Source organism: Sphingopyxis sp., from assembly GCF_035944815.1.
GTDB lineage: Bacteria > Pseudomonadota > Alphaproteobacteria > Sphingomonadales > Sphingomonadaceae > Sphingopyxis.
The window spans coordinates 313,754-333,654 of record NZ_DASZAU010000003.1 but is presented as its reverse complement, the minus strand read 5'-3'; the positions used below and the strand labels follow the sequence as shown (position 1 = coordinate 333,654).

Here is a 19,901-nt window from a genome sequence, read left to right as displayed (position 1 = left end):
TGACGTGCTCCCCTGAAATGTGACCGATTTTGAGTAGAGTCCGACGCGAAGGAGTCGGACAGAATGAAACGAAGCAGGTTCAGCGAAGAGCAGATCATCGCGATATTGAAGGAGCATGAGGCGGGGATGCCGACGGCGGATGTATGCCGCCGACACGGGATCAGCTCGGCGACCTTCTACAAGTACAAGGCCAAGTTCGGGGGTCTGGACGTGTCGGAGGCGCGGCGTCTTCGGGCGCTGGAGGACGAGAATGCGAAGCTGAAGAAGCTTCTGGCCGAGGCGATGCTCGACAATGCGGTGCTGAAGGATCTGACATCAAAAAAATGGTGACGCCCGGCGCCAAGCGGGAGGCCGTCGCATATGCTCGTGACCACCACGGGCTGAGCGAGCGTCGGGCGTGCAGCCTTGTCGGCGTGAGCCGCCGGGTGATCAGATATGAGCCGACGAGGCCGGATGACGGTACTCTGCGGCAACGCCTGCGCGAGCTGGCGGCCGAGCGCCGTCGGTTCGGCTATCGTCGCCTGGGGTATCTTCTGGCGCGGGAGGGCATGCGCCCGAACCACAAGAAGCTGCTGCGCATCTATCGCGAAGAGGGACTGCGGGTCCGCCGCCGTGGTGGCCGCAAGCGGGCCCTGGGCACGCGGGCGCCGATGGCACTGCCGCAGGGTCCAAACCAGCGCTGGTCGCTCGACTTCGTGTCGGACAGCCTGGCGTGCGGTCGGCGGTTCCGCATCCTGTGCATCGTCGATGACTTTACGCGGGAGTGCCTGGCGCTGGTGGCCGATACGTCGCTGTCGGGCATCCGCGTTGCCCGGGAACTGACGACGCTGATCGGCATGCGAGGTAAGCCTCACATGGTCGTCAGCGACAACGGCACCGAACTGACCTCGTCGGCGATCTTGCGCTGGTCGCAGGAGCGTCAGGTCGAATGGCATTATATCGCGCCGGGGAAGCCCATGCAGAACGGCTTCGTTGAAAGCTTCAACGGCCGTCTGCGCGACGAATGCCTCAACGAGACCCTGTTCACGTCGCTGGCCCATGCCCGCTTCGTGCTCATGGCTTGGCGACACGATTATAATCACGTCAGGCCGCACTCGAAACTGGGCGGGCAAACCCCCGCCGAGATCGCCGGGCAATGGTCCTGGGGGCATGCCCCCAGGACCATTGCCATCCCATCAATCAACCATCATGAAGGAGCCGGACTCTACCTCTGACTGGTAACAATCAGGGGAGCACGTCACTTTCCGAACAAGCTCCTAGCTGCCATCAGTCGTATTCGCACGCGCTTTCCCGATGAATTTTGCTCATTTACGCCAAGCCATTCATCGTCTCCCCGATGTTAAAATTCGAACGTCGTTGAGTAATTTTCTGGCCAAACAACCTGCCATCGCCCGGATTCCAGCCCCTTGGCGATAACGGTTCGGTCGTGGACCTTGCGCAGCTTCAAGAATGCATGGACGCGCTCTAAAACCGGCGCCCATGCACCCTTGGGATAGATAAAGATATTGAACTTGCCCTGCCCATAGTCATGCCCATCCACTTCGGCGAAGCGGTTCTGCGAAAAGGCTTGGAAAAGCGTATCTTCGATATGGTGGAACCACTCTAACGTGTCGCCCTCTCGGACGTCGAACTGGACGATCAGGACCTTGCGATGGCGCATCAGTCGTGTTCGCGCCCGCCAGCCCCCATATACAGCTCGCGCCCGGTTTCCTCATAAACCTCGCTCATTTTCGCCATGCCCTTTTCGGCCTCTTCGGCGGCGATGAAGCCGGCGCTGTCCTGATTTTGCAGCTTCGCGAAGTCGCGGACTTCCTGGCTGATCTTCATCGAGCAGAATTTCGGGCCGCACATGCTGCAGAAATGCGCCGACTTGGCGCCCTCGGCGGGGAGCGTCTGGTCGTGATATTGCTCGGCGGTGTCGGGGTCGAGCGACAGGTTGAACTGGTCGCGCCAGCGGAATTCGAAGCGCGCTTTCGATAGCGCGTCGTCGCGGACCTGTGCGGCGGGGTGGCCCTTGGCAAGGTCGGCGGCGTGCGCGGCGAGCTTGTAGGTGACGACGCCGACCTTCACATCGTCGCGGTCGGGCAGGCCGAGATGCTCCTTGGGCGTGACGTAGCAGAGCATCGCGGTGCCGTACCAGCCGATCTGCGCGGCGCCGATGCCGCTGGTGATATGGTCGTAACCGGGCGCGATGTCGGTGGTCAGCGGCCCGAGCGTGTAGAAGGGCGCCTCGCCGCACGCTTCGAGCTGCTTGTCCATATTCTCCTTGATCTTGTGCATCGGGACATGGCCCGGGCCCTCGATCATCACCTGCACATCCTGCGCCCAGGCGCGCTTGGTGAGCTCGCCGAGCGTATAGAGCTCGGCGAACTGCGCCTCGTCGTTCGCGTCATAGATGCTGCCGGGACGCAGGCCGTCGCCGAGGCTGTAGGCGACGTCATAGGCCTTCATGATCTCGGTAATCTCGTCGAAGCGTTCGTAGAGGAAGCTTTCCTTGTGATGCGCGAGGCACCATTTCGCCATGATGCTGCCGCCGCGCGACACGATGCCGGTCATGCGCTTCGCAGCGAGCGGCACGTAGGGCAGGCGGACGCCCGCATGGATGGTGAAATAGTCGACGCCCTGTTCGGCCTGTTCGATCAACGTGTCGGCGAAGATTTCCCAGGTCAGATCCTCAGCGATGCCGCCGACTTTTTCGAGCGCCTGATAGATGGGGACGGTGCCGATCGGGACGGGCGAGTTGCGGATGATCCATTCGCGCGTGTCGTGGATGTTGCGCCCGGTCGACAGGTCCATGACGGTGTCGGCGCCCCAGCGGATCGACCAGACCATCTTGTCGACCTCGGATGCGACGTCCGAGGCGACCGCGCTGTTGCCGATATTGGCGTTGATCTTGACGAGGAAGTTGCGGCCGATCGCCATCGGCTCGCTTTCGGGGTGGTTGATGTTGCTGGGGATGATCGCGCGGCCGCGCGCCACTTCGTCGCGGACGAATTCGGGGGTGACATAGTCGGGGATGCTCGCGCCCCAGCTTTCGCCGTCGCGCTTGTATTCGGCGAGGCGCGCGCGGCCGAGATTTTCGCGCTCGGCGACATATTCCATCTCGGGCGTGATGATGCCGCGGCGGGCATAGTGCATCTGGCTGACGTTCTGGCCGGGCTTGGCGCGGAGGACCTGCTTCTTGACGTTCGGGAAGGCGGGGACTCCTCCAGAGCGATCCGGGCCGAGCTGGCCGTTATCCTCGGGGCGAACCTCGCGCTGGGTCACTTCCTCGACGTCGCCGCGCCCCCGGATCCAATCGCGGCGCAGTTCGGCGAGGCCGGCGTTGATGTTGATCGTCGCATGGACGTCGGTGTAGGGGCCGCTGGTGTCGTAGACGCGCACCGGCGGTTCGCCCGAATGCGGGTCGAGGTCGATCTCGCGCATCGCGACGCGGATGCCGCTGCCGGTCTGCGCCGCGACGTGGATCTTGCGGCTGCCGCGGATCGGGCCGGTGGTGACGCCGATGGGGGCGGTATTTTCGAACTTCGAGTCGATGTCGGCCATGTGCAGTCGCTCCATATATTCGGAGCGAAAGACGGATTCCGCGCGGGGAAAACCGGCCCTCCCTCCGCCCGAGTTACCGGGATCAGGTTCAACGGGTCGCGGTCTATTCCGCTCTCAACCGGCCATCACAGACGCGGCTCCCCGGGGATGCGGAGGGTTATAGGGCGCGGCGGATGCGCTGTCCATGCGCCCCGAGTGACCGTGCGCACTTTCGCCAAGGGAAAATGCGATTAGAACCGTCTTATCAGCGACATGGGCAGTAAGGACAGGGATATGGCGGGATCGATGAACAAGCGGCGGGTCGTTCAGATGGCGGCGGTGGCGCTGGCGTGGTGCCTGTTGCCCGCCGAAGCGCAGGCGCAGGCCTTTCCGTGCAACGGCGGCAGCAATGGCGCCGGGCCGGGCGAGCGGATGGTCGGCATGTCGCAGGCCGGGAACGGCGTCGCGTCCTTTCCGCTGTGCGTGCGCGACGACAGCGGCGCAGCCCCCGCGCCGCCGCCCGCGCCGGCCAACAGCTATGCCGCGATCGCCTGGCACCCCGACGCCGCCGACATCTGGGTCGACGGCAATTACCTCCATTCGGCGAGCGTCGCCGAAAGTGAGTCGCTCGCGGCGTGCAACCGGGTGATGGGCGGCGGCTGCTCGTCGGCGGGCAGTTGGTGGAATTCGTCGATGGCGATCATCCGCGACCGCAACGGCTATTTCTACAAGGCGTGGGCGGGCGAAGGCGGCGCCGAGCGCAAGCAGGTGATGGCCGACTGCTCGTCGAAGCAGCTTTTGCCGTGCGAGGTCTTTGCGACGATCCGGTCGAGCACCAACCGCCGCTCGCCGGGCGCTTCGGTGCGCAAATCCTTTGCCGCGTCGGCGTGGGTCACCGGCGGCGCGAGCGACGGCTATAATGGCAAGCTCTATGTCGCGAGCGGCTATCGCAGCGCCGACGACGCGACCGCCGCCGCGATCAAGGCGTGCAGCGACGCGACGTCGCGGCCGTGCGAGAGCAATGCGCTGACCGGCAACGGCTTCATCCAGGCGTACAGGATGAACGCGAGCGACGACAGCGCGACGGTCGAAACCTCGGCCAAGCGTGCGAAGGAAGCGGCGCAAGCGAACTGCAAGAAGCAGAAGGCGACGGCGTGCACGATGCAGGCGCTGTTCGACAGCCGCAAGCCGGGGCAGTTCGTGCATGACTTCAACGCCGGGAAGTCCGACTAGGCCCCGGTCGCGGCCATCGGTGCCGTCTAGGCGGCGACGCTGTCTTTCGCGCCGCCCTGACGCCAGCGCGCGGCGGCGAGCGCGACGCGCTGGCCCAGCGAATGCGCGGTTGCGCGGTCGCCGGCGCGGGGGGTGACCTCGGCGCTGTCGTTCGCGGCCTGCGCCATCGCACCGATGAAGGCGCCGAGGCGGTTTTCATTGTCGGTCGCGGCGCTGGTGTCGTCGTTGTTGCCGGGAAGCTGGCCGGTGCCGATCCAGACCATGCCGTGCTGCGCGGCGAAGATCGCGAGGCTGGTCAGCGTGTTGAGCTTGTCGCCCGACGGCGAGGCCGAGACGGTGAAGGCGGCGGCGAGCTTGTCCTGCCAGTCGCGCGTCATGAAGACCTGCGTGCTCGCGTCCATGAACGCCTTCATCGGCGCCGAGACATTGCCGACATAGGTGGGCGAGCCGAAGATCAGCGCGTCGGCCTCGTTCGCGGCGGCGAAAAAGTCCGCGAAGTCGGTCTGGCCGGCCTCGATCCGCAGCGGCACCGCGGTCGCGCCCGCCGCCTCGACCCCGCGCGCGACGTCGCCCGCGAGCACGTCGGTATGGCCGAAGCCCGAATGATAGATGATGGCAATCCGGGTCATGTCTGTCCTCCTTGATGCCGGCGGGGGGAGTCGGGCCGGCTTGCGGAGCGGAAGGTGATGGGATAGGTACTAAAAGTTAAGTACGCACCTTCAGGTACCTGCCCTAATGAATATTGCCCGCTGCATAGAAAATCCTGATCCGCTGGCGCAGGATTGCCCGTCGCGCGACATGCTCGACCTGATCGGCGACCGCTGGAGCCTGCTGATCCTGCTCGTCGTCGGGCAGGGCACGCACCGCAACGGCGAACTCAAACGGCGGATCGGCGGGATCAGCCAGAAGATGCTGACGCAGACGCTGCGCGCGCTGGAGGAGAACGGCCTGATCGAACGGCGCGATTTCATGACGGTGCCGCCGCACGTCGAATATCATCTGACTGGCCTCGGCGCGTCGCTGCAACAGGCGATGGCGCCGCTGTTCGGGTGGGTCGACCGCGAATTTTCGGCGGTGCAGGCCGCGCGCGCAGCCTTTGCGGCGCGCGGGCAGGCGGACTAGGTGGCGGGTGAAGACCGATTGCGGACGTTGCGACCTACCGTCGTGATGATAGGGATAGCCGCATGAGTGAACTTAATATCGCGGAAATCCCATTCGATAACGGTGGCATTCGCTATCGCTATTCCAGAAAGCTGTCGCCTGATGAATCTCGGTGGATCAGGGATGGCCTATTTCAGGCTTTCCATGAAAACGGTGTGCTCGCATCAGAAGGTCACTATGTTCACGGCGCCGAGCACGGGCCGTGGAGAGACTATCACGACAATGGCCAGATCGCAGCGGAAGGCACCTACGACGCAGGAAATGAAACTGGCGTTTGGCGTTACTGGACCCGCGAAGGGATCGAGAGCGATCGAATCTGACCCGGCCAAGGTCAGCTTCCCACCCCAAGGCGGTCCCTACGTCCGTAGACCGGGCGCCGAGTTGAATATGCGCCGCGACTAGCCGGCCAGCGACGCGGGCATTGCGGGTAGCGGCGCCTGCGGGATGCCGTTCGCGACGATCGCTTCGAGCGCGTCGAAACAGTCGCCGTCGATCGCCGCGCCGACTTCGCACGCCATGATCGACAGCGCCTGGTCGACCGGCATCGCGGCGCGATAGGGGCGGTCGGCGGTGAGCGCGTCGAAGAAGTCGGCGACCGAGATGATACGCGTTTCCATCGAAATGCAATCCTCGTCGAGCCCGAGCGGATAGCCGGTGCCGTCGAGCCGTTCGTGGTGCGATCCCGCGATCATCGCCATGTCGCGCATCACCCCGATGCGCGAGAGGATGTCGGTCGTCGCCTGCGCATGCCCCTGCATCGCCGCCCACTCGCCCGCGGTCAGCCGGCCGGGCTTGTCGAGGATGCGGTTGCTGACGCCGAGCTTGCCGATGTCGTGGAGCATCGCCGAGCGGACGAGGCGGCGGCGCTGCGGCGCGGCGATGCCCTGCGCGGCGCCGATGCGGTCGGTGAGCAGCGCGACGCGCTCGCTGTGCCCGCCGGTATAGGGGCTCTTGGCGTCGATCACCTGTCCGAAGGCGACCGCGATATCGTCGAGATAATCCTCGTCGACGCGCACGCGTGCCCGTGCGGGCTCGAGCGCGAAGAGCTGCGCGTCGATGTCGGGCGCGGCGAGCGCGGCCCAGAAGCCGGGGTCGGCGGCGAGGTCGAGGAAGATTGCGGTGAGGTCGGGGTCGAGCCAGGTGCCGGCGCGCGCGCGCACTTCGGCGACCGCGCGATCGGGGCCGCCCGCCATGAAGAAGACGTCGGCGACCTGCGCGAGCAGCGCGATGCGCGCGAGCAGCGGGATCGCACCGCCCGACAGTCCGCGCGGCATGCCGCCGCCGTCCCAATGTTCGTCGAGCGCCGCGATGGCATCGGCGACGCGGTCCGAAAAGCGCAGGCGGCGCGCGATGCCTGCACCCTGCGTGCAGCGCGTCTCGATAAAGCCGGTGAGGATCGGCGCGGCATGGCCGAGCAGGTGGTCGCGCGCGGCGCTGCGCGCCGCCGCCTCTTCCTTCACCCCGACCTCGGCCTCGACGAAGCGGAGGAAATCGGCGGCGCCCGGGCCGATCAGCTTGAACCCCTGTTTGAGCGTGCGGTCGTCGCCGAGGAAGAGTTCGGCGACGCGCGCGGCGTTGCTCGAACAGCCCAGATCCTTGAGCAGCACGGCATAGAGGCAGTCGGCGAGTTCGGCGCCGTCGAGCCCGGCGGCGAGGCCGACATAGGTGCCGATCCACGCGGCGCGGACGCTGTGCCCCGCGGGCTGGCCTTCGGTGAGGTCGAGCGCATAGGAAAAGGCGCCCAATATCTCGGCAAGCCGCGCTTCGCCGACGGGCACTGCGCTGTCAAAGGCCGTCCGGTCCGGCTGGAACATCGATTATCCCCCTGTTGATCGGCCGGGCATAGCGGCCAAGCTTTACCAGCGGGTTAGCGGGCGTATAACCGGAGCCGGCGGGGCACCGGACGGGAGGCGGTCATGGCAGGCTTTATGGCAACGGCGCTGGCGATGCTGCTCTCCGCGGCAAGTCCGGCGACAGGGGGCGAGGATCTCGGCTGGCTCGCGGGCGACTGGGCGAGCGAGACCGACGGGCGCTGGACCGAGGAAAGCTGGGCACCGCCGCGCGGCGGGATGATGATCGGTCATAGCCGGTCGGGGCGCGGCGACACTTTGCGCGAGTTCGAGTTCATCCGCATCGTCCGCGGCGACGACGGTGTGCTCGCCTATATCGCACAGCCGCAGGGCGGGGCGCCGGTGGCGTTCGCGCTGACGAAAAGCGACAAGGCGCGCGCGACCTTCGAAAATGCCGCGCATGATTATCCGCAGCGCATCGAATATGTCCGCGACGGCGACACGCTGACCGCGACGATCTCGGCGATCGACGGGTCGAAGGCGCGGCGCTGGACCTATCGGCGGCGCTGAGCGAAGCGGAGCATCATGGCGGACAAGACGGGACGGCTCTTCGCGATCATCGACAATCTGCGCCGGCGGCGGCGGCCGGTGACGGCGGAGATACTGGCCGAGGAGCAGGGCGTGTCGGTGCGCACGCTCTATCGCGACATCCAGGCGCTGATCGCGCTCGGCGCGCCGATCGAGGGCGAGGCGGGGGTGGGCTATATGCTGCGCCCCGGTTTCTTCCTGCCGCCCTTGATGTTCAGCGCCGAGGAGCTGGAGGCGCTGGTGCTCGGCGCGCGCTGGGTCGAGGGGAGGCAGGACGGGTCGCTGTCGCGCGCCGCAGGGCTGGCGCTCGCGAAGATCGCCGCGGCGAGCCCCGACGATCTGAAACAGCGGATCGACGAATCGGGGCTGTGGCCGGTGAACAGCCGATGGCGCGAGAGCAATGCGCCGTTGCTGGCAACGGTGCGCGAGGCGATGCGCGCCGAAAAGACGCTGCACATCGATTATTCCGACGAGCGCGGCAAGGCGAGCGAACGCGCGATCTGGCCCGCGGCGCTCGCCTATTTCGAGGAAAAGCAGATCATCGCCGCTTGGTGCCTGCTCCGGCAGGATTTCCGTAGTTTCCGCATCGACCGCATCGCCGCGGCGCGGATCGGCAGCGAGGGGTTCGGGCGGCGCCGCGCGGTGCTGATGGCCGACTGGTGGCGGCAGAACGGACTCGACGCAGCCTCCTGACAGGATCTGTCAGGGGGATGGGCTAGTCCGCTTCGGGTGAGGGGCGCCGGTCGACGGCGCCCGCGAGACCGGAGGATTTCAGATGCTCAAGACCCATCATGGTTCGTGCCATTGCGGCGCCGTCAAGTTCGAGGCCGACATCGACCTCGATGCGGGGACGGGCAAATGCAATTGCTCGATCTGCACCAAGAAAAGGAACTGGAGCGCGCAGATCAAGCCCGACGCCTTTCGCCTGCTCACCGATCCCGCGGCGCTCGAGGAATATGTGTTCGGATCGGGCAGCGCGCATCATGTCTTCTGCAAGACGTGCGGCGTTTCGGCGTTCGGGCACGGCTATGTCGAGGAGATCGGCGGCGCCTATTATTCGGTGTCGATCGCGTGCCTCGATGACCTGACCCCCGCCGAAATGGCGGCGCTGCCGGTGCAGCATATGGACGGCGCGGGCAATAATTGGTGGAACGCGCCGGAGGTTACGGCTCATATGTGAGGGGTAACGGCTTAGGGGTGGTGAGCTGCCACTCCTAATATCCGTCATCCCGGCGAAGGCCGGGATCTCACCCTCTCGAAATGACGCGCCGGCGAGATCCCGGCCTTCGCCGGGATGACGAGGATAGAGGCGGCAGCAACCGGTCGAAACCGGCCGGACCCGCCAACGGACCGGACCCGCTACTGCGCTGCCGTCTCGCTGCCCAGCGAGGCGCGCTGCGAATCGAGGACGATGATCCGCTGGCGCATCGCGTCGGCGACGCAGGCGGCGTCGCCGCAGGCGTCGCGCTCGCCGATCCGCCAGCTGCGCTGTTCGGTGGCGATCTGTTCGCGCAGCGGCCCTGCGGTGCGGTCGAGCTGCTTGTACGCGCGGTTGAGCTCGCGATCGAGCGCCGCGAGCTCGTCGTCGCCGCAGATCAGCTTCTCGGCGCGGGTCGCGGCATATTTGCAGTTGAAGCTCGGGGGAATTTTCGCGGTCGGCGCCACGTCCGCCTGTTCGTCGTGCGCCGGGGTCGCGGGCGTGGCAGCCGGAGCGGGCGCGGCCCCGGGCAGGGACGCGGCGGCGGGCGCGGCCGTGGCGGCGCTCCCCGCCTTGCCTTGGTCGTCGCCGCGCATGAACAGCATCGCCGCCAGCACCGCGACCGCGACCAGCAGCGCGCCGATCATCAGCGTCTTGGCCGACCCGCCTCCGGATGCCGGAGGAGCCGGCTCGGTCGCCTCGGTCAGAATGGCGGCGTGCAGCTTGTCGGCCGCGACGGTTGCGGCGGGCGTCGCCCCCGCGCCGGCCGGCGGCGTTACGCCGGCCAGCTGGTGCGCCTTCGCTGCGATGCGCGCGATCGAATCGTCGCGCTTTTCCAGCCAATCGATCCACTGCGCACTGGCAAGGTGATAGGCGAGGTCGTCGGGGACGATCTCCTCGAGCCGCAAGGGAATGATCGCCTTGTGCGCGCTGTCGGCGAGGATCAGCTCGCGCTTCACATGCGGGCTCTTGTCCGACTGGCTGCAGAACAGCAGCAGGACGCCGGCACCGTCGCGGATCGCCCGCATGATCGCGGTGTCGAAGGCTTCGCCGGGCCCGACGTCGCGCGGTGCGATCCAGCAATCGACGCCGTGGCGCGCCAGCGCCTTTTCGACGTGCAGCGCGACGTCATATTTGCTCGAATGATGGCTGACGAACAGCTTCGGACGCGTGTCTTCTGTCATTGCAGTCCCCTTTTCCGCTCACGCGGAAGCCGCGTCGGCCCGTGTCAACCTAGCTGAAAAAGAAAGCAAAACTCAAGCGGTGCGATGCTCGCCCTTGACCCAGCGCACGGTGCCCGACGAGGCGCGCATGACGACGGTCTCGGTCGTCAGGATACCGCCGCGGCGATGCTTGACCCCCGACAGCAAAGATCCGTCGGTCACGCCGGTCGCGGCGAAGATCACATCGCCCCTGGCGAGGTCTTCGAGGTCGTAGACGCGGTCGAGATCCTCGATCCCCCATTTCTTCGCGCGCTTGCGTTCGTCGTCGTTGCGGAACAGCAGGCGGCCCTTGAACTGGCCGCCAACGCAGCGCAGCGCCGCCGATGCCAGCACGCCCTCGGGGGCGCCGCCCGAACCCATATAGATGTCGACATTGGTGTCGGGGTTCGTCGTCGCGATCACGCCGGCGACGTCGCCGTCGGGGATCAGCGCGACGCCGCAGCCGATGGCGCGCAGTTCGGCAATGATCGCTTCGTGGCGCGGACGATCGAGCACGCAGACGATGATGTCGGCGGGCGCGACGCCCTTTTCGCGCGCCACCGCCTCGACATTCTCGCGCACGCTATTGTCGAAATTGACGATGTTCGGCGAATAGCCGGGCCCGACCGCGAGCTTGTCCATATAGACGTCGGGGGCGTTGAGCAGGCAGCCTTCCTCGGCGATCGCGAGCACCGCGAGCGCGTTCGGGCCGGCCTTGGCGGTGATCGTCGTGCCTTCCAAGGGGTCGACCGCGATGTCGATCTTCGGCCCCTTGCCCGGCGCGTTGCCGACCTTTTCGCCGATATAGAGCATCGGCGCCTCGTCGCGCTCGCCTTCGCCGATGACGATCGTGCCGTCCATATAGAGCGTGTTGAACGCGGTGCGCATCGCCTCGACCGCGGCGGCATCGGCGGCTTTCTCGTCGCCGCGACCGATCAGCTTCGCCGCGGCGATCGCCGCGGCTTCGGTGACGCGCACCATTTCGAGGACGAGCACCCGGTCGAGGTTGCTGCTATTCGTCATGTCGGTCACTCTCCGTCTTTGATCTTGCCTTGGCGCCCCCGTCGGGCATGGTGCGCGCCATATGGTCGCCCGCGCCGCTTGTCGAGAATACTTCGCCCGATTCGGGGCCGCTGTCGCCTTGTCGTGCGTCATCGCCGTGACAGCGGGGGCGCAGGTTCAGGGGCCGCCCGCGCCGCCGCCGCCGCGCGATGCCGAAACCGCCGTCGCCAACGCGAAGGAACTGGTCGATCCGATCAAGCGCTGCCGCCCCGCCGACGACGGGTCGATCAATGTGTGCGGCACCGACACCGAACGCCACCGCCTGTCGCCCGAACTGCGCGCGATCGCGAACGAGGGCCGCGAGGCGCCGCCGAAGCTGCCGCGCGCCGAGGCGCAGGCGATGAGCCTCGACAAGCTGCCCTATAACTGGATCTCGCTCGGCGGGCGCTATAAACCCGGCCCCGAATATAATGAGCAGTTTGAAGCAATGAAGCGCGCGACCGACCCCGAAACGGGCACCCCCGCGCCGCCCGAGGACGAGCCCTAGGGCCAGGACCCTAAGCGAACACCTCGGCCGACGCCGCGGCGGGCCGCGCGGCGCGGTACAGCCCCGCAGCGACGAAGATCTTCGCGAGGAAATAGGCGGCGAACAGCAGGACCCACGCGAAACTCATCGCGATTTCGAGCGCCGTCCCGGGAGCCTGCGCATTTTGCCAGATCACCGCGCCGTGCAGGAGGATGAGCCCGCCGAGCGCGAGGCCGAAGACGATGCCGATCGCGAAATAGAGGCCGACGAGGCGCCATTGCGCCGGCCCGGTGAGCCGCCAGGATTCGGCGATCGCCGCAAAGGGATTGAGCCGGCCGTGCGCGGCCATGGCGGCGCCGGTCAGGCAAAGCCGCGCCTCGATCCAGGTGCCGAGCAGCATCAGCACCAGCCGGTAGGCGATATCGACCGCGCCGCCGGCCATCGCGTTCCATTCGGCGATGCCGATCGTCAGCAGGATCGGCAGGCTCACGAGTATGCCGATCCCGAAATAGATCAGCATCAGGACGATCAGATAGGCGGCGCCCGCGACCATTCCGTACATGATCTCGGAAATATAGCCTTCGCGGATCTCGGCGAGGATGGCGTTCCACGCGGCGAGCATCGCGCCCGCGACGATCACCGACACGATGCCCAGCAGGTAAAGCGGTCCGGTGATCGAGCCGCTGATATAGGTGCCATAGCTGTTGACCATCAGCGCGATGATCGTGCGCAGGTTGAAGATCGGCTCGCTCGACAGCAGCAGATAGGGGAAGAGCACCCCCAGCACCGTATAGGCGAGCGCGGCTTGCCAATGCTCGCCCGCCAGCATCCGCGCCTCGGCCAGCCCGCGCCTGATTTCGATATCCATGATCGCCCCCCGTTCCCCGTCACCGGGGTAACAGCGGCGCGGGCGATTTCAAGCGGCTGTTACAGCGCGAGGATCGGCATGTGCATCGGCGTGCCGACGACATGGTTCGACGCGGCGAGGATCGCGAGCGCGGCGTGGATCGCGCTGGCGGGTCCCTCGTGCGTGACGAGCGCGATGACGACGCCGTCCTGGTCGTCGGTGCCGCGCTGGATGAAGCTTTCGATCGAGACGCCGGCGTCGCGCATCGCCGTCGCGATCTCGGCGAGCACGCCGATGCGGTCCTCGACGATCAGGCGGACATAATGTTTGCCGACGCGCGCGCCGGCGTCGGCGGCGGGGGCGGCATCGAGTGCGTCGACGGGCATCGCGAAGGCCGGGCCATATTCGTCGCGCGCGATGTCGATGATGTCGGCGACGATCGCCGATGCGGTCGGCCCGGCGCCCGCGCCCGCACCCTCGAAGAACAGGCGCCCGACGAAATTGCCCTCGGCGACGACGGCATTGAGTGCGCCCGGCACATAAGCGAGCGGATGGTCGGCGGGGACGAGGCACGGCTGGACATGCTGGTAGAGCCCCCCGCCTTCGTTGGCGCCGTCGCGCTCGGCCATACCGATCAGGCGGACGCGGTGGCCGAGCGCCTCGGCCTCGCGGATATCGGCGGCGATCAGATTGCGGATGCCGTTCGCGGTCACCGCGCCGATGTCGAGCTTCGTCCCGAAACAGAGCGCGGCGAGGATCGACAGCTTGTGCGCGGCGTCGATGCCGTCGACGTCGAAGGTCGGGTCGGCCTCGGCATAGCCCTCCGCCTGCGCAGCGGCGAGGGCATCGGCAAAGCTCGCGCCGTTCCGCTCCATCTGCGTCAGGATATAATTGCAGGTGCCGTTGAGGATGCCATAGACGCGCGCGATCTGGTTCGCCGACGCGCCCTCGCGGATCGCCTTGATGACGGGAATTCCCCCCGCGACCGCGGCTTCATATTTCAGCGGCGTGTCCTTTTGCTCGGCGATCCGCGCGAGGTCGAGCCCGTGATGCGCGATCATCGCCTTGTTCGCGGTAACGAGCGCCTTGCCCGCACCGAGCGTGTGGCGCGCCAGCGTCAGCGCCGGGCCGTCTGCGCCGCCGATCATCTCGACGACGACATCGACGTCGTCGGCGGCAACCAGCGCGTCCATGTCGTCTTCCCAGCGATAGCGCGAAAGGTCGATGCCGCGGTCCTTGTGCCGGTCGCGCGCCGAGAGGGCGACGATCTCGATCGGCCGCCCGGCACGCCGCGCGATCAGATCGCGGTTCGCCTCGAGCAGCTTCACCACGCCGCCGCCGACGACGCCAATCCCCGCGAGCGCGACGCGAAGCGGCGGGCGGGGGGCGGTCGGGGCGGAATAGGGCGACATAAGGGACTCCGGTAAAGATACGGAGCCGCGCCCCGCCGTTGCCAGCGCCCTATCGGCTTTTGCCGAGGAAACAAGCCCGGCGCGGCTTAGCGGCGCCGAAGCAAATCTTTATCCCGCCATGAAAAGCGGCACCGGCCCGGTGCCGTCTGGACATTCAGTCGGAAGACACACCCACCGGCGGCTTGCGCGTCCGCGTGCATTCGCCGAGCGCGCCGAGAACGACGGCATAGTCCGCCGCCGCCTTGCGGCGATCCTCGGGCGCGGTGCCCGCAAGCTTGTTGAGCGGCAGCTGCTTCGGCAGCCCGCACGCGAGTCGGTACCAGGCGAGGGTGTTGCGCTGGGGGACCGATGCGCCGTCGACGATCTCGCCGAACGCCGCCGACCAGCGCCGCGACCCGTCGGCGGCGGTCAGCACGGTGATCGACACCGGGTCGCCCGTCCGCGTGTTGAGGAACAATTGCGTCTCGCCTTCGCCGGGCAGCGTGCCCGGGACATGGAAACCGTTGGCGATGCCGGTGATCGCGGGCGCCGCGCCGGGCTTGACCGCCTCGGTCAGCACCGCGCGCAGCTGCGCCTCGGTCGCCGGATCCCACGGCAGCTGGGCGTCGGGGGCGATCAGCCGGACGCTGCCGGTGTTGCTGCTGCCTGCCGCCGCGCCCGGGACGGGGCGGGCAAAGAGCAGGACCGGCTGTTTCTTTTTCAGCTTCGGCGCCTTGCCCTTCGCGTCGAGCGGCAGGTCGACGAGATAGGAGATTCGCGACGCGAGCGGGCCGGCGCCGCGAATCAGGCTGACGACGTCGGCTTCGACATAGAATCGGGCAAAGCCCGCCGCGACGCCGGGCGACTGCGCCGGTTTCAGTGCCGCGGCCTTATATATACGCGCGTGCAGCGCGATCGGGGCGGCGGTCGCCAGATCGGCGATGTCGGCATAGCTGTACGGGCTTGCCGCCGCTGGTGGCTGCGTGGCCTGCATCGCGGAAACCGTAGGGATTCCAAGGCTCAGAGCCAGAATGGCTGTGATGGCGGCCGGGTGGGGGAGGCGCATGATCGATCCACTTTCCGTCATTTATGACACCGTTATCGGCGCCAGAATCCCTAACATGGGACATGGCACATTAACCGCTGATAAAGGGTTTGCGAATGTGCCGCCACCGCGATAGGACGTGCCCGAAGTGTCCGGCAAAAACATAATAAGCCGGATGCAGCGCCGTCGGGTCTCGCAGAACGCATCGGAAATCATCCGGGCATTTGGCAACCGAACCCGCCGGCAGGGAATTGGTGTCAGGATGATCTAGCAAGGAGCGTCGTCCCTGAATGGCTTATGGTGATAATGTCGACCCTAAAAACAGGGTAGTGGCGATTGTCTTGGTTGGTCTGCTTACAGCGGTTCTGGGCTACGGCCTGGTCAACGGCTTGAATATCAGTATCGTCAAGAAACTCGCCGAAAAATTGGATGTGGTGGACGTTGAAGAGCCGCCGCCGCCGGAGGAACCCCCGCCGCCGCCGCCGCCGGACAACAAGTTGCCGCCGCCGCCGCCGGTCGTGACGCCGCCGTCGCCGATTCCGCCGCCGGTTACGACCAATACGGTCCAGTCGGTGCCGAAGGCGCCGCCGACGCCGCCCCCGCCCGTCTACACGCCGCCGGCCCCGCCGGCTCCGCCGCCGACGCCCGACCTCAGTGCCGCCGGTACGCCCAAGGGCAACCCGGGTCGCTGGGCGACGAACGACGACTATCCGGCACGCGCCATGCGCGAAGAGCGTGAAGGCACGACCGGTTTCCGCGTCACCTATGGTGCCGATGGCCGTATCACATCCTGTGATATCACGGCGTCGAGCGGCCATCCCGACCTGGATGCCGAAACGTGCAAGCTGATCACGCGCCGTGGCCGTTTCAATCCGGGCAAGGACCGTGCGGGCAACCCCACGGGCGGCAGCTACAGCAATCGTATCCGTTGGCAGATTCCGCGCTGATCCGGCGCCGGACACACTGTTTTCGAATCTATTGAATTCTTTGAGAGGGAATTTCCTACTATGTTTAATCTGATCGCAAATGCCGCCGCTGCGGCGCCGGCCGCCGCTCATGACGCAGGCCTGAGCCTGATGCCTGCCGCCATGTGCGTGAAGGAAGAAGGCCAGAACCCCTACGGTCTCGTCCCCGCGCTGTGCGAAGGCGGTATCGTCTCGCAGCTGACCTTCCTCATCCTGCTGATCATGTTCGTCGGCACGCTCTACATCCTGTTCACCAAGCTGTTCGAACAGAACAAGGTGATGAACCAGGGCAAGGCCGTCGACGCCAACTTCTGGCGCGCCGCGACGCTCGCCGACGGCGCTTCGAAGCTCGAAAAGAACAGCGCCTATCGCCAGGTCGTCGAAGACGGTCTGCGCGCCAACGAAGAGCATAACAAGCTGACCGACCCCGTCGAAGCCCACGACTGGATGCACGGCACGCTCGAGCGTTCGCAGAACCACATCAACTCGAAGCTCAACGGCGGCCTCGCCTTCCTCGCGACCGTCGGTTCGACCGCACCGTTCATCGGTCTGTTCGGTACCGTTATCGGTATTCTCCGCGCGCTCGTGAAGATCGGTGCGTCGGGTCAGGCATCGATCGACACCGTCGCCGGTCCGGTCGGTGAAGCTCTGATCATGACCGCCATCGGCCTGATCGTCGCGGTCCCCGCGGTGCTCGCGTTCAACTGGCTGCAGAGCCGCAACAAGGCGATCGCCCGCCGTCTGTCGATCTTCTCGAACGACGTTCTCGGCTCGATCATGTCGAACGGCCAGGTGAAGCCGGCCTCGACCACCGTTGCCAAGGCTGCTCCGGCCGCGGCTCCGAAGAAGGCCTGATTCGGCTTCTGGATCCCCGCTTTTTGCCACGCGGCGAAAGGCGGGGTCCGCTGGACAGGGAAAGGCAAGCACAGCGCGCCGATCCGACGTCCGTGACAGAAATTTTGTGACAGGATGCTAATCCTATGGCGATGAGTGCAGGAAATAAGGGCGAAGATGCCCCGATGTCCGAAATCAACACGACGCCGCTGGTGGACATCATGCTCGTGCTGCTGATCATCTTCCTCATCACGGTTCCCGTGGTGTTGGAAACGGTGAACCTGAAGCTGCCCGACGTGGTATTCGAACCGACGACGACGAAGCCCGAAAACGTGCTTCTGTCGATCCGTTCGGCCGACACCGACGGCGATGGCGAGCCCAATGCCGACAGCAGCGCTTGCGAAGTCTATTGGGGCCAGACCCCCGTCGATTCGCGCCAGCTGCTCGAACGCGGGCAAAAGAAGCTGGAACAACTGCTCGAGGATATCGGCGGTCCGCAGAACATCACCGAAGAAAACTTCCCCGAAGTGCATATCCGCGGCGACGTCAACACGCCGTACCAGTGCATCGGCGGTGTGATCTACACGATGCAATATGCCGGCTTCCAGAAGATCGGGTTCATTTCCGAACCGGCTCCTGGCTCGGGCACGGTGGGCCGCCTCTAAGGCGGTCCGCTCAGTTATAAAGGAATAATCCTATGTCCATGGCAGTTGGAGATCGGGACGACAATGAACCGATGATGGACATGAACACGACGCCGCTCATCGACGTCATGCTCGTGCTTCTCATCATGTTCATCATCACCATCCCGGTCCAGACCCACGCGGTGAAGATCGACTTGCCGGTGCCGAACAACAATCCCAGCAATGTGGATCCCGAAAAGAACAAGGTGATGATCGATCCCGCCGGGACGATCACCTGGAACGGGACCCCGGTCGATCTGGCCCAGCTGGCGCAATATCTGGAACAGACCAAGGCACTGCCGGTCGAACCCGAATTGCAGGTCCAGCCCGACCCCTATGCGCGTTATATCGTCGTCGACAATGTCATGGCGGTGATCAAGCGCAGCGGCGTCGGCAAGCTGGGGTTCGTCGGTAACGAACAATATGCCCGCGTCTTCTGATCGCTGATCGAAGCAGTCAGGCAGAACAGGGGGCCGCGAAGCAATTCGCGGCCCTTTTTGTGTGCGCTCGCGTCGCGTGACGTCGGGCCCGGACCCTGAAACAAGGCCTATCTTCCCCTTTCGACGAAGAGTTGTATGAAGGGGTTGCGGGCTGTGCGGACGCCCGTTCAGGCGACCGTCGCCCAAGTTCCGCTCCATCGGCCGCGCCTGCGGCAGGGAGCGTACTTGCCATGACCACCGACATCTATTCGCCGCCGCGCATCTCGCTGCCCGACCTGTTCCTCCGCTTCCTTCGCTTCGGTTTTCTCGCCTTCGGCGGACCGGTCGCGCAGATCGCCATGGTGAGGCAGGCGCTGGTCGAAGAGGAGCGCTGGATTTCGCCGGCGCGGTTCAACCGCCTGCTCGCGGTGATGCAAATCCTCCCGGGACCCGAAGCGCACGAACTGTGCGTCCATCTCGGAATGATCGCGCGCGGGCGGATCGGCGGGCTGCTTGCGGGGCTTGGCTTCATGCTGCCGGGTTTCGTCCTGATGCTGGCCGCGGCGTGGCTCTATCAGGATCGGATCGCCGGCAACGCCGCGCTGGCGCCCGCCTTTCTTGGCGTCCAGCTGGTCGTTCTCGCGATCATCGCGCGCGCGGTGCAGCGAATCGGAACGCATATTCTCGAAGACCGGACGCTTTGGCTGCTCGCAGGTGCGGCGCTGGGCGCGACATTGGCCGGCGTGCCGTTCTGGATCCCGTTGATCGCGTCGGGATTGGTCTATGCTTTTGCCGCGCGGCCGCTTGCCGTCGCCGCCATATCGACCGCCGCGGTCCTGCTCGCCGTCCTCCTCCCGGCCGCGGGCCCGATGGCGCCCGCAAGCATAACCCCTGCCGAGGTCGGGAACGCAGCGCTGTTCTTCGCGGGGCTGAAGGGCGGATTGCTGACCTTTGGCGGCGCCTATACCGCCATTCCCTATGTCCGTACCGACACAGTCGGCCGCGGCTGGATCGGCGACGGCAGCTTCCTCGACGGCGTGGCCTTCGCGGGAATGCTGCCCGCGCCGCTCGTCATTTTCGCGACCTTCGCGGGCTATGTCGCGGGCGGCTTGCCGGGGGCGCTCGCCATCACCGCGGGGATGTTCCTGCCGGCTTTCGCCTTTTCGATGATCCTTTTCGAACGGCTGGAGGCGGTCGTCGAAAACCCCGCGCTCCATCATGTGCTGGCCGGCGTCGCCGCCGCCGTCGTCGGGGTGATCGCCGCGACGCTGGTCCAGCTCGGCTGGTCGACCGCCGAGCGATCGGCGAAGCTGGTGCCTGCGGCTTTCCTGTTCGGCGCGGCCTTGCTCGCGGCATGGCGATGGAAAGGAAAGCTCGCCGCTCCGCTCCTCATCATGGCGGGGGGCGCCGCCGGTTGGGCGATGGATCTTTGACCGCAAACCGACAAGGCGATGTCGCCCCCGCGCGGCAAAGCCGGTTTATCTCCTTGGAA

General features: G+C 66.1%; 22 protein-coding genes. 13 read left to right on the top strand and 9 right to left on the bottom strand.

The annotated features are described in order from the left end of the window. The first annotated feature begins 63 nt into the window (after window positions 1-63). A protein-coding gene (locus VGU00_RS05625) for an IS3 family transposase (protein ID WP_327466357.1) occupies window positions 64-1,214 on the top strand; the annotation gives its coding sequence in 2 pieces (ribosomal slippage) (window positions 64-316 and window positions 316-1,214; 1,152 coding nt in all). A 125-nt stretch (window positions 1,215-1,339) separates the two neighbouring features. Here the strand turns inward: VGU00_RS05625 and VGU00_RS05620 are convergent. Together VGU00_RS05620 and thiC are read right to left on the bottom strand one after the other, a co-directional pair. Continuing rightward, window positions 1,340-1,660 carry a hypothetical protein gene (locus VGU00_RS05620; protein ID WP_327466355.1) on the bottom strand — a complete coding sequence of 107 codons (321 nt, stop codon included), beginning with the start codon at window positions 1,658-1,660 and terminating at the stop codon, window positions 1,340-1,342. After that, window positions 1,660-3,546, bottom strand: coding sequence for a phosphomethylpyrimidine synthase ThiC (gene thiC, locus VGU00_RS05615; RefSeq protein ID WP_327466379.1), 1,887 nt, complete (start codon window positions 3,544-3,546; stop codon window positions 1,660-1,662). The genes VGU00_RS05620 and thiC overlap by 1 nt, the downstream gene beginning before the upstream one ends. A 273-nt stretch (window positions 3,547-3,819) precedes the next feature. Between thiC and VGU00_RS05610 the strand changes: the two genes are divergently transcribed. Further along, window positions 3,820-4,758 carry a DUF4189 domain-containing protein gene (locus VGU00_RS05610; protein ID WP_327466353.1) on the top strand — a complete coding sequence of 313 codons (939 nt, stop codon included), beginning with the start codon at window positions 3,820-3,822 and terminating at the stop codon, window positions 4,756-4,758. Window positions 4,759-4,784: 26 nt separating this feature from the next. Here VGU00_RS05610 and VGU00_RS05605 read toward each other — a convergent pair whose 3' ends face one another. Next, the gene (locus VGU00_RS05605) at window positions 4,785-5,387 is read right to left on the bottom strand and encodes a flavodoxin family protein (protein WP_327466351.1); all 603 of its coding nucleotides are present in this window, start codon (window positions 5,385-5,387) and stop codon (window positions 4,785-4,787) included. Between the two features lie 169 nt (window positions 5,388-5,556). Between VGU00_RS05605 and VGU00_RS05600 the strand changes: the two genes are divergently transcribed. Both VGU00_RS05600 and VGU00_RS05595 read left to right on the top strand, forming a co-directional pair. After that, a complete protein-coding gene (locus VGU00_RS05600) occupies window positions 5,557-5,880 on the top strand; it encodes a helix-turn-helix domain-containing protein (RefSeq protein WP_327466349.1) in 324 nt (107 codons plus the stop codon). 62 nt (window positions 5,881-5,942) lie between these two features. Beyond that, complete coding sequence (locus VGU00_RS05595) at window positions 5,943-6,239, top strand: hypothetical protein (protein WP_327466347.1); 297 nt, start codon at window positions 5,943-5,945, stop codon at window positions 6,237-6,239. Window positions 6,240-6,317: 78 nt separating this feature from the next. Here VGU00_RS05595 and VGU00_RS05590 read toward each other — a convergent pair whose 3' ends face one another. Beyond that, window positions 6,318-7,733, bottom strand: a complete 1,416-nt coding sequence (locus VGU00_RS05590; protein ID WP_327466346.1) for an HD-GYP domain-containing protein — start codon at window positions 7,731-7,733, stop codon at window positions 6,318-6,320. Window positions 7,734-7,835: 102 nt separating this feature from the next. Between VGU00_RS05590 and VGU00_RS05585 the strand changes: the two genes are divergently transcribed. The 3 genes from VGU00_RS05585 to VGU00_RS05575 all read left to right on the top strand — a co-directional run bounded on the left by VGU00_RS05585 (window position 7,836) and on the right by VGU00_RS05575 (window position 9,477). Further along, complete coding sequence (locus tag VGU00_RS05585) at window positions 7,836-8,279, top strand: DUF6265 family protein (protein WP_327466344.1); 444 nt, start codon at window positions 7,836-7,838, stop codon at window positions 8,277-8,279. A 15-nt stretch (window positions 8,280-8,294) separates the two neighbouring features. Beyond that, window positions 8,295-8,990: a YafY family protein gene (locus VGU00_RS05580; protein ID WP_327466342.1), complete on the top strand. Its 696-nt coding sequence runs from the start codon at window positions 8,295-8,297 to the stop codon at window positions 8,988-8,990. 82 nt (window positions 8,991-9,072) lie between these two features. Further along, on the top strand, window positions 9,073-9,477 hold the full coding sequence (locus VGU00_RS05575) for a GFA family protein (protein WP_327466340.1): 405 nt from the start codon (window positions 9,073-9,075) through the stop codon (window positions 9,475-9,477). Between the two features lie 179 nt (window positions 9,478-9,656). Here VGU00_RS05575 and VGU00_RS05570 read toward each other — a convergent pair whose 3' ends face one another. Further along, window positions 9,657-10,679, bottom strand: a complete 1,023-nt coding sequence (locus tag VGU00_RS05570; protein WP_327466339.1) for a TIR domain-containing protein — start codon at window positions 10,677-10,679, stop codon at window positions 9,657-9,659. Between the two features lie 72 nt (window positions 10,680-10,751). Further along, window positions 10,752-11,720, bottom strand: a complete 969-nt coding sequence (glpX, locus tag VGU00_RS05565) for a class II fructose-bisphosphatase (protein WP_327466337.1) — start codon at window positions 11,718-11,720, stop codon at window positions 10,752-10,754. Window positions 11,721-11,856: 136 nt separating this feature from the next. Here glpX and VGU00_RS05560 point away from each other — a divergent pair, with 136 nt between their 5' ends. Next, entirely contained in the window at window positions 11,857-12,246 is a 390-nt protein-coding gene (locus VGU00_RS05560) for a hypothetical protein (RefSeq protein WP_327466335.1), read from the top strand. Between the two features lie 10 nt (window positions 12,247-12,256). Here VGU00_RS05560 and VGU00_RS05555 read toward each other — a convergent pair whose 3' ends face one another. From VGU00_RS05555 to VGU00_RS05545, 3 genes are all read right to left on the bottom strand, one after another. Next, window positions 12,257-13,093, bottom strand: a complete 837-nt coding sequence (locus VGU00_RS05555; protein ID WP_327466333.1) for a hypothetical protein — start codon at window positions 13,091-13,093, stop codon at window positions 12,257-12,259. A 59-nt stretch (window positions 13,094-13,152) separates the two neighbouring features. After that, window positions 13,153-14,484, bottom strand: coding sequence for a homoserine dehydrogenase (locus tag VGU00_RS05550; protein ID WP_327466331.1), 1,332 nt, complete (start codon window positions 14,482-14,484; stop codon window positions 13,153-13,155). Between the two features lie 154 nt (window positions 14,485-14,638). Further along, window positions 14,639-15,457 (bottom strand): hypothetical protein, encoded by an 819-nt coding sequence (locus VGU00_RS05545; RefSeq protein WP_327466329.1) that lies wholly within the window; start codon window positions 15,455-15,457, stop codon window positions 14,639-14,641. Window positions 15,458-15,798: 341 nt separating this feature from the next. On the opposite strand from VGU00_RS05545, the gene VGU00_RS05540 reads away from it, so the two are divergent. The 5 genes from VGU00_RS05540 to chrA all read left to right on the top strand — a co-directional run bounded on the left by VGU00_RS05540 (window position 15,799) and on the right by chrA (window position 19,842). Then, window positions 15,799-16,455, top strand: coding sequence for an energy transducer TonB (locus VGU00_RS05540; protein WP_327466327.1), 657 nt, complete (start codon window positions 15,799-15,801; stop codon window positions 16,453-16,455). 60 nt (window positions 16,456-16,515) lie between these two features. Beyond that, the gene (locus VGU00_RS05535) at window positions 16,516-17,328 is read left to right on the top strand and encodes a MotA/TolQ/ExbB proton channel family protein (protein WP_327466324.1); all 813 of its coding nucleotides are present in this window, start codon (window positions 16,516-16,518) and stop codon (window positions 17,326-17,328) included. Window positions 17,329-17,453: 125 nt separating this feature from the next. Then, window positions 17,454-17,972: an ExbD/TolR family protein gene (locus VGU00_RS05530; RefSeq protein WP_058805109.1), complete on the top strand. Its 519-nt coding sequence runs from the start codon at window positions 17,454-17,456 to the stop codon at window positions 17,970-17,972. A gap of 32 nt (window positions 17,973-18,004) precedes the next feature. After that, complete coding sequence (locus VGU00_RS05525) at window positions 18,005-18,430, top strand: biopolymer transporter ExbD (protein ID WP_327466321.1); 426 nt, start codon at window positions 18,005-18,007, stop codon at window positions 18,428-18,430. Window positions 18,431-18,660: 230 nt separating this feature from the next. After that, window positions 18,661-19,842 (top strand): chromate efflux transporter, encoded by a 1,182-nt coding sequence (chrA, locus tag VGU00_RS05520; protein WP_327466319.1) that lies wholly within the window; start codon window positions 18,661-18,663, stop codon window positions 19,840-19,842. Window positions 19,843-19,901 lie beyond the last annotated feature (59 nt).

What these genes read in the sequence shown, in the direction of transcription:
- VGU00_RS05620 (WP_327466355.1), bottom strand. Translation starts at nt 1,660, where the DNA reads ATGCGCCATCGCAAGGTCCTGATCGTCCAGTTCGACGTCCGAGAGGGC.
- thiC (WP_327466379.1), bottom strand. Translation starts at nt 3,546, where the DNA reads ATGGCCGACATCGACTCGAAGTTCGAAAATACCGCCCCCATCGGCGTC.
- VGU00_RS05610 (WP_327466353.1), top strand. Translation starts at nt 3,820, where the DNA reads ATGGCGGGATCGATGAACAAGCGGCGGGTCGTTCAGATGGCGGCGGTG.
- VGU00_RS05605 (WP_327466351.1), bottom strand. Translation starts at nt 5,387, where the DNA reads ATGACCCGGATTGCCATCATCTATCATTCGGGCTTCGGCCATACCGAC.
- VGU00_RS05600 (WP_327466349.1), top strand. Translation starts at nt 5,557, where the DNA reads ATGCTCGACCTGATCGGCGACCGCTGGAGCCTGCTGATCCTGCTCGTC.
- VGU00_RS05595 (WP_327466347.1), top strand. Translation starts at nt 5,943, where the DNA reads ATGAGTGAACTTAATATCGCGGAAATCCCATTCGATAACGGTGGCATT.
- VGU00_RS05590 (WP_327466346.1), bottom strand. Translation starts at nt 7,733, where the DNA reads ATGTTCCAGCCGGACCGGACGGCCTTTGACAGCGCAGTGCCCGTCGGC.
- VGU00_RS05585 (WP_327466344.1), top strand. Translation starts at nt 7,836, where the DNA reads ATGGCAGGCTTTATGGCAACGGCGCTGGCGATGCTGCTCTCCGCGGCA.
- VGU00_RS05580 (WP_327466342.1), top strand. Translation starts at nt 8,295, where the DNA reads ATGGCGGACAAGACGGGACGGCTCTTCGCGATCATCGACAATCTGCGC.
- VGU00_RS05575 (WP_327466340.1), top strand. Translation starts at nt 9,073, where the DNA reads ATGCTCAAGACCCATCATGGTTCGTGCCATTGCGGCGCCGTCAAGTTC.
- VGU00_RS05570 (WP_327466339.1), bottom strand. Translation starts at nt 10,679, where the DNA reads ATGACAGAAGACACGCGTCCGAAGCTGTTCGTCAGCCATCATTCGAGC.
- glpX (WP_327466337.1), bottom strand. Translation starts at nt 11,720, where the DNA reads ATGACGAATAGCAGCAACCTCGACCGGGTGCTCGTCCTCGAAATGGTG.
- VGU00_RS05555 (WP_327466333.1), bottom strand. Translation starts at nt 13,093, where the DNA reads ATGGATATCGAAATCAGGCGCGGGCTGGCCGAGGCGCGGATGCTGGCG.
- VGU00_RS05550 (WP_327466331.1), bottom strand. Translation starts at nt 14,484, where the DNA reads ATGTCGCCCTATTCCGCCCCGACCGCCCCCCGCCCGCCGCTTCGCGTC.
- VGU00_RS05545 (WP_327466329.1), bottom strand. Translation starts at nt 15,457, where the DNA reads ATGCAGGCCACGCAGCCACCAGCGGCGGCAAGCCCGTACAGCTATGCC.
- VGU00_RS05540 (WP_327466327.1), top strand. Translation starts at nt 15,799, where the DNA reads ATGGCTTATGGTGATAATGTCGACCCTAAAAACAGGGTAGTGGCGATT.
- VGU00_RS05535 (WP_327466324.1), top strand. Translation starts at nt 16,516, where the DNA reads ATGTTTAATCTGATCGCAAATGCCGCCGCTGCGGCGCCGGCCGCCGCT.
- VGU00_RS05530 (WP_058805109.1), top strand. Translation starts at nt 17,454, where the DNA reads ATGGCGATGAGTGCAGGAAATAAGGGCGAAGATGCCCCGATGTCCGAA.
- VGU00_RS05525 (WP_327466321.1), top strand. Translation starts at nt 18,005, where the DNA reads ATGTCCATGGCAGTTGGAGATCGGGACGACAATGAACCGATGATGGAC.
- chrA (WP_327466319.1), top strand. Translation starts at nt 18,661, where the DNA reads ATGACCACCGACATCTATTCGCCGCCGCGCATCTCGCTGCCCGACCTG.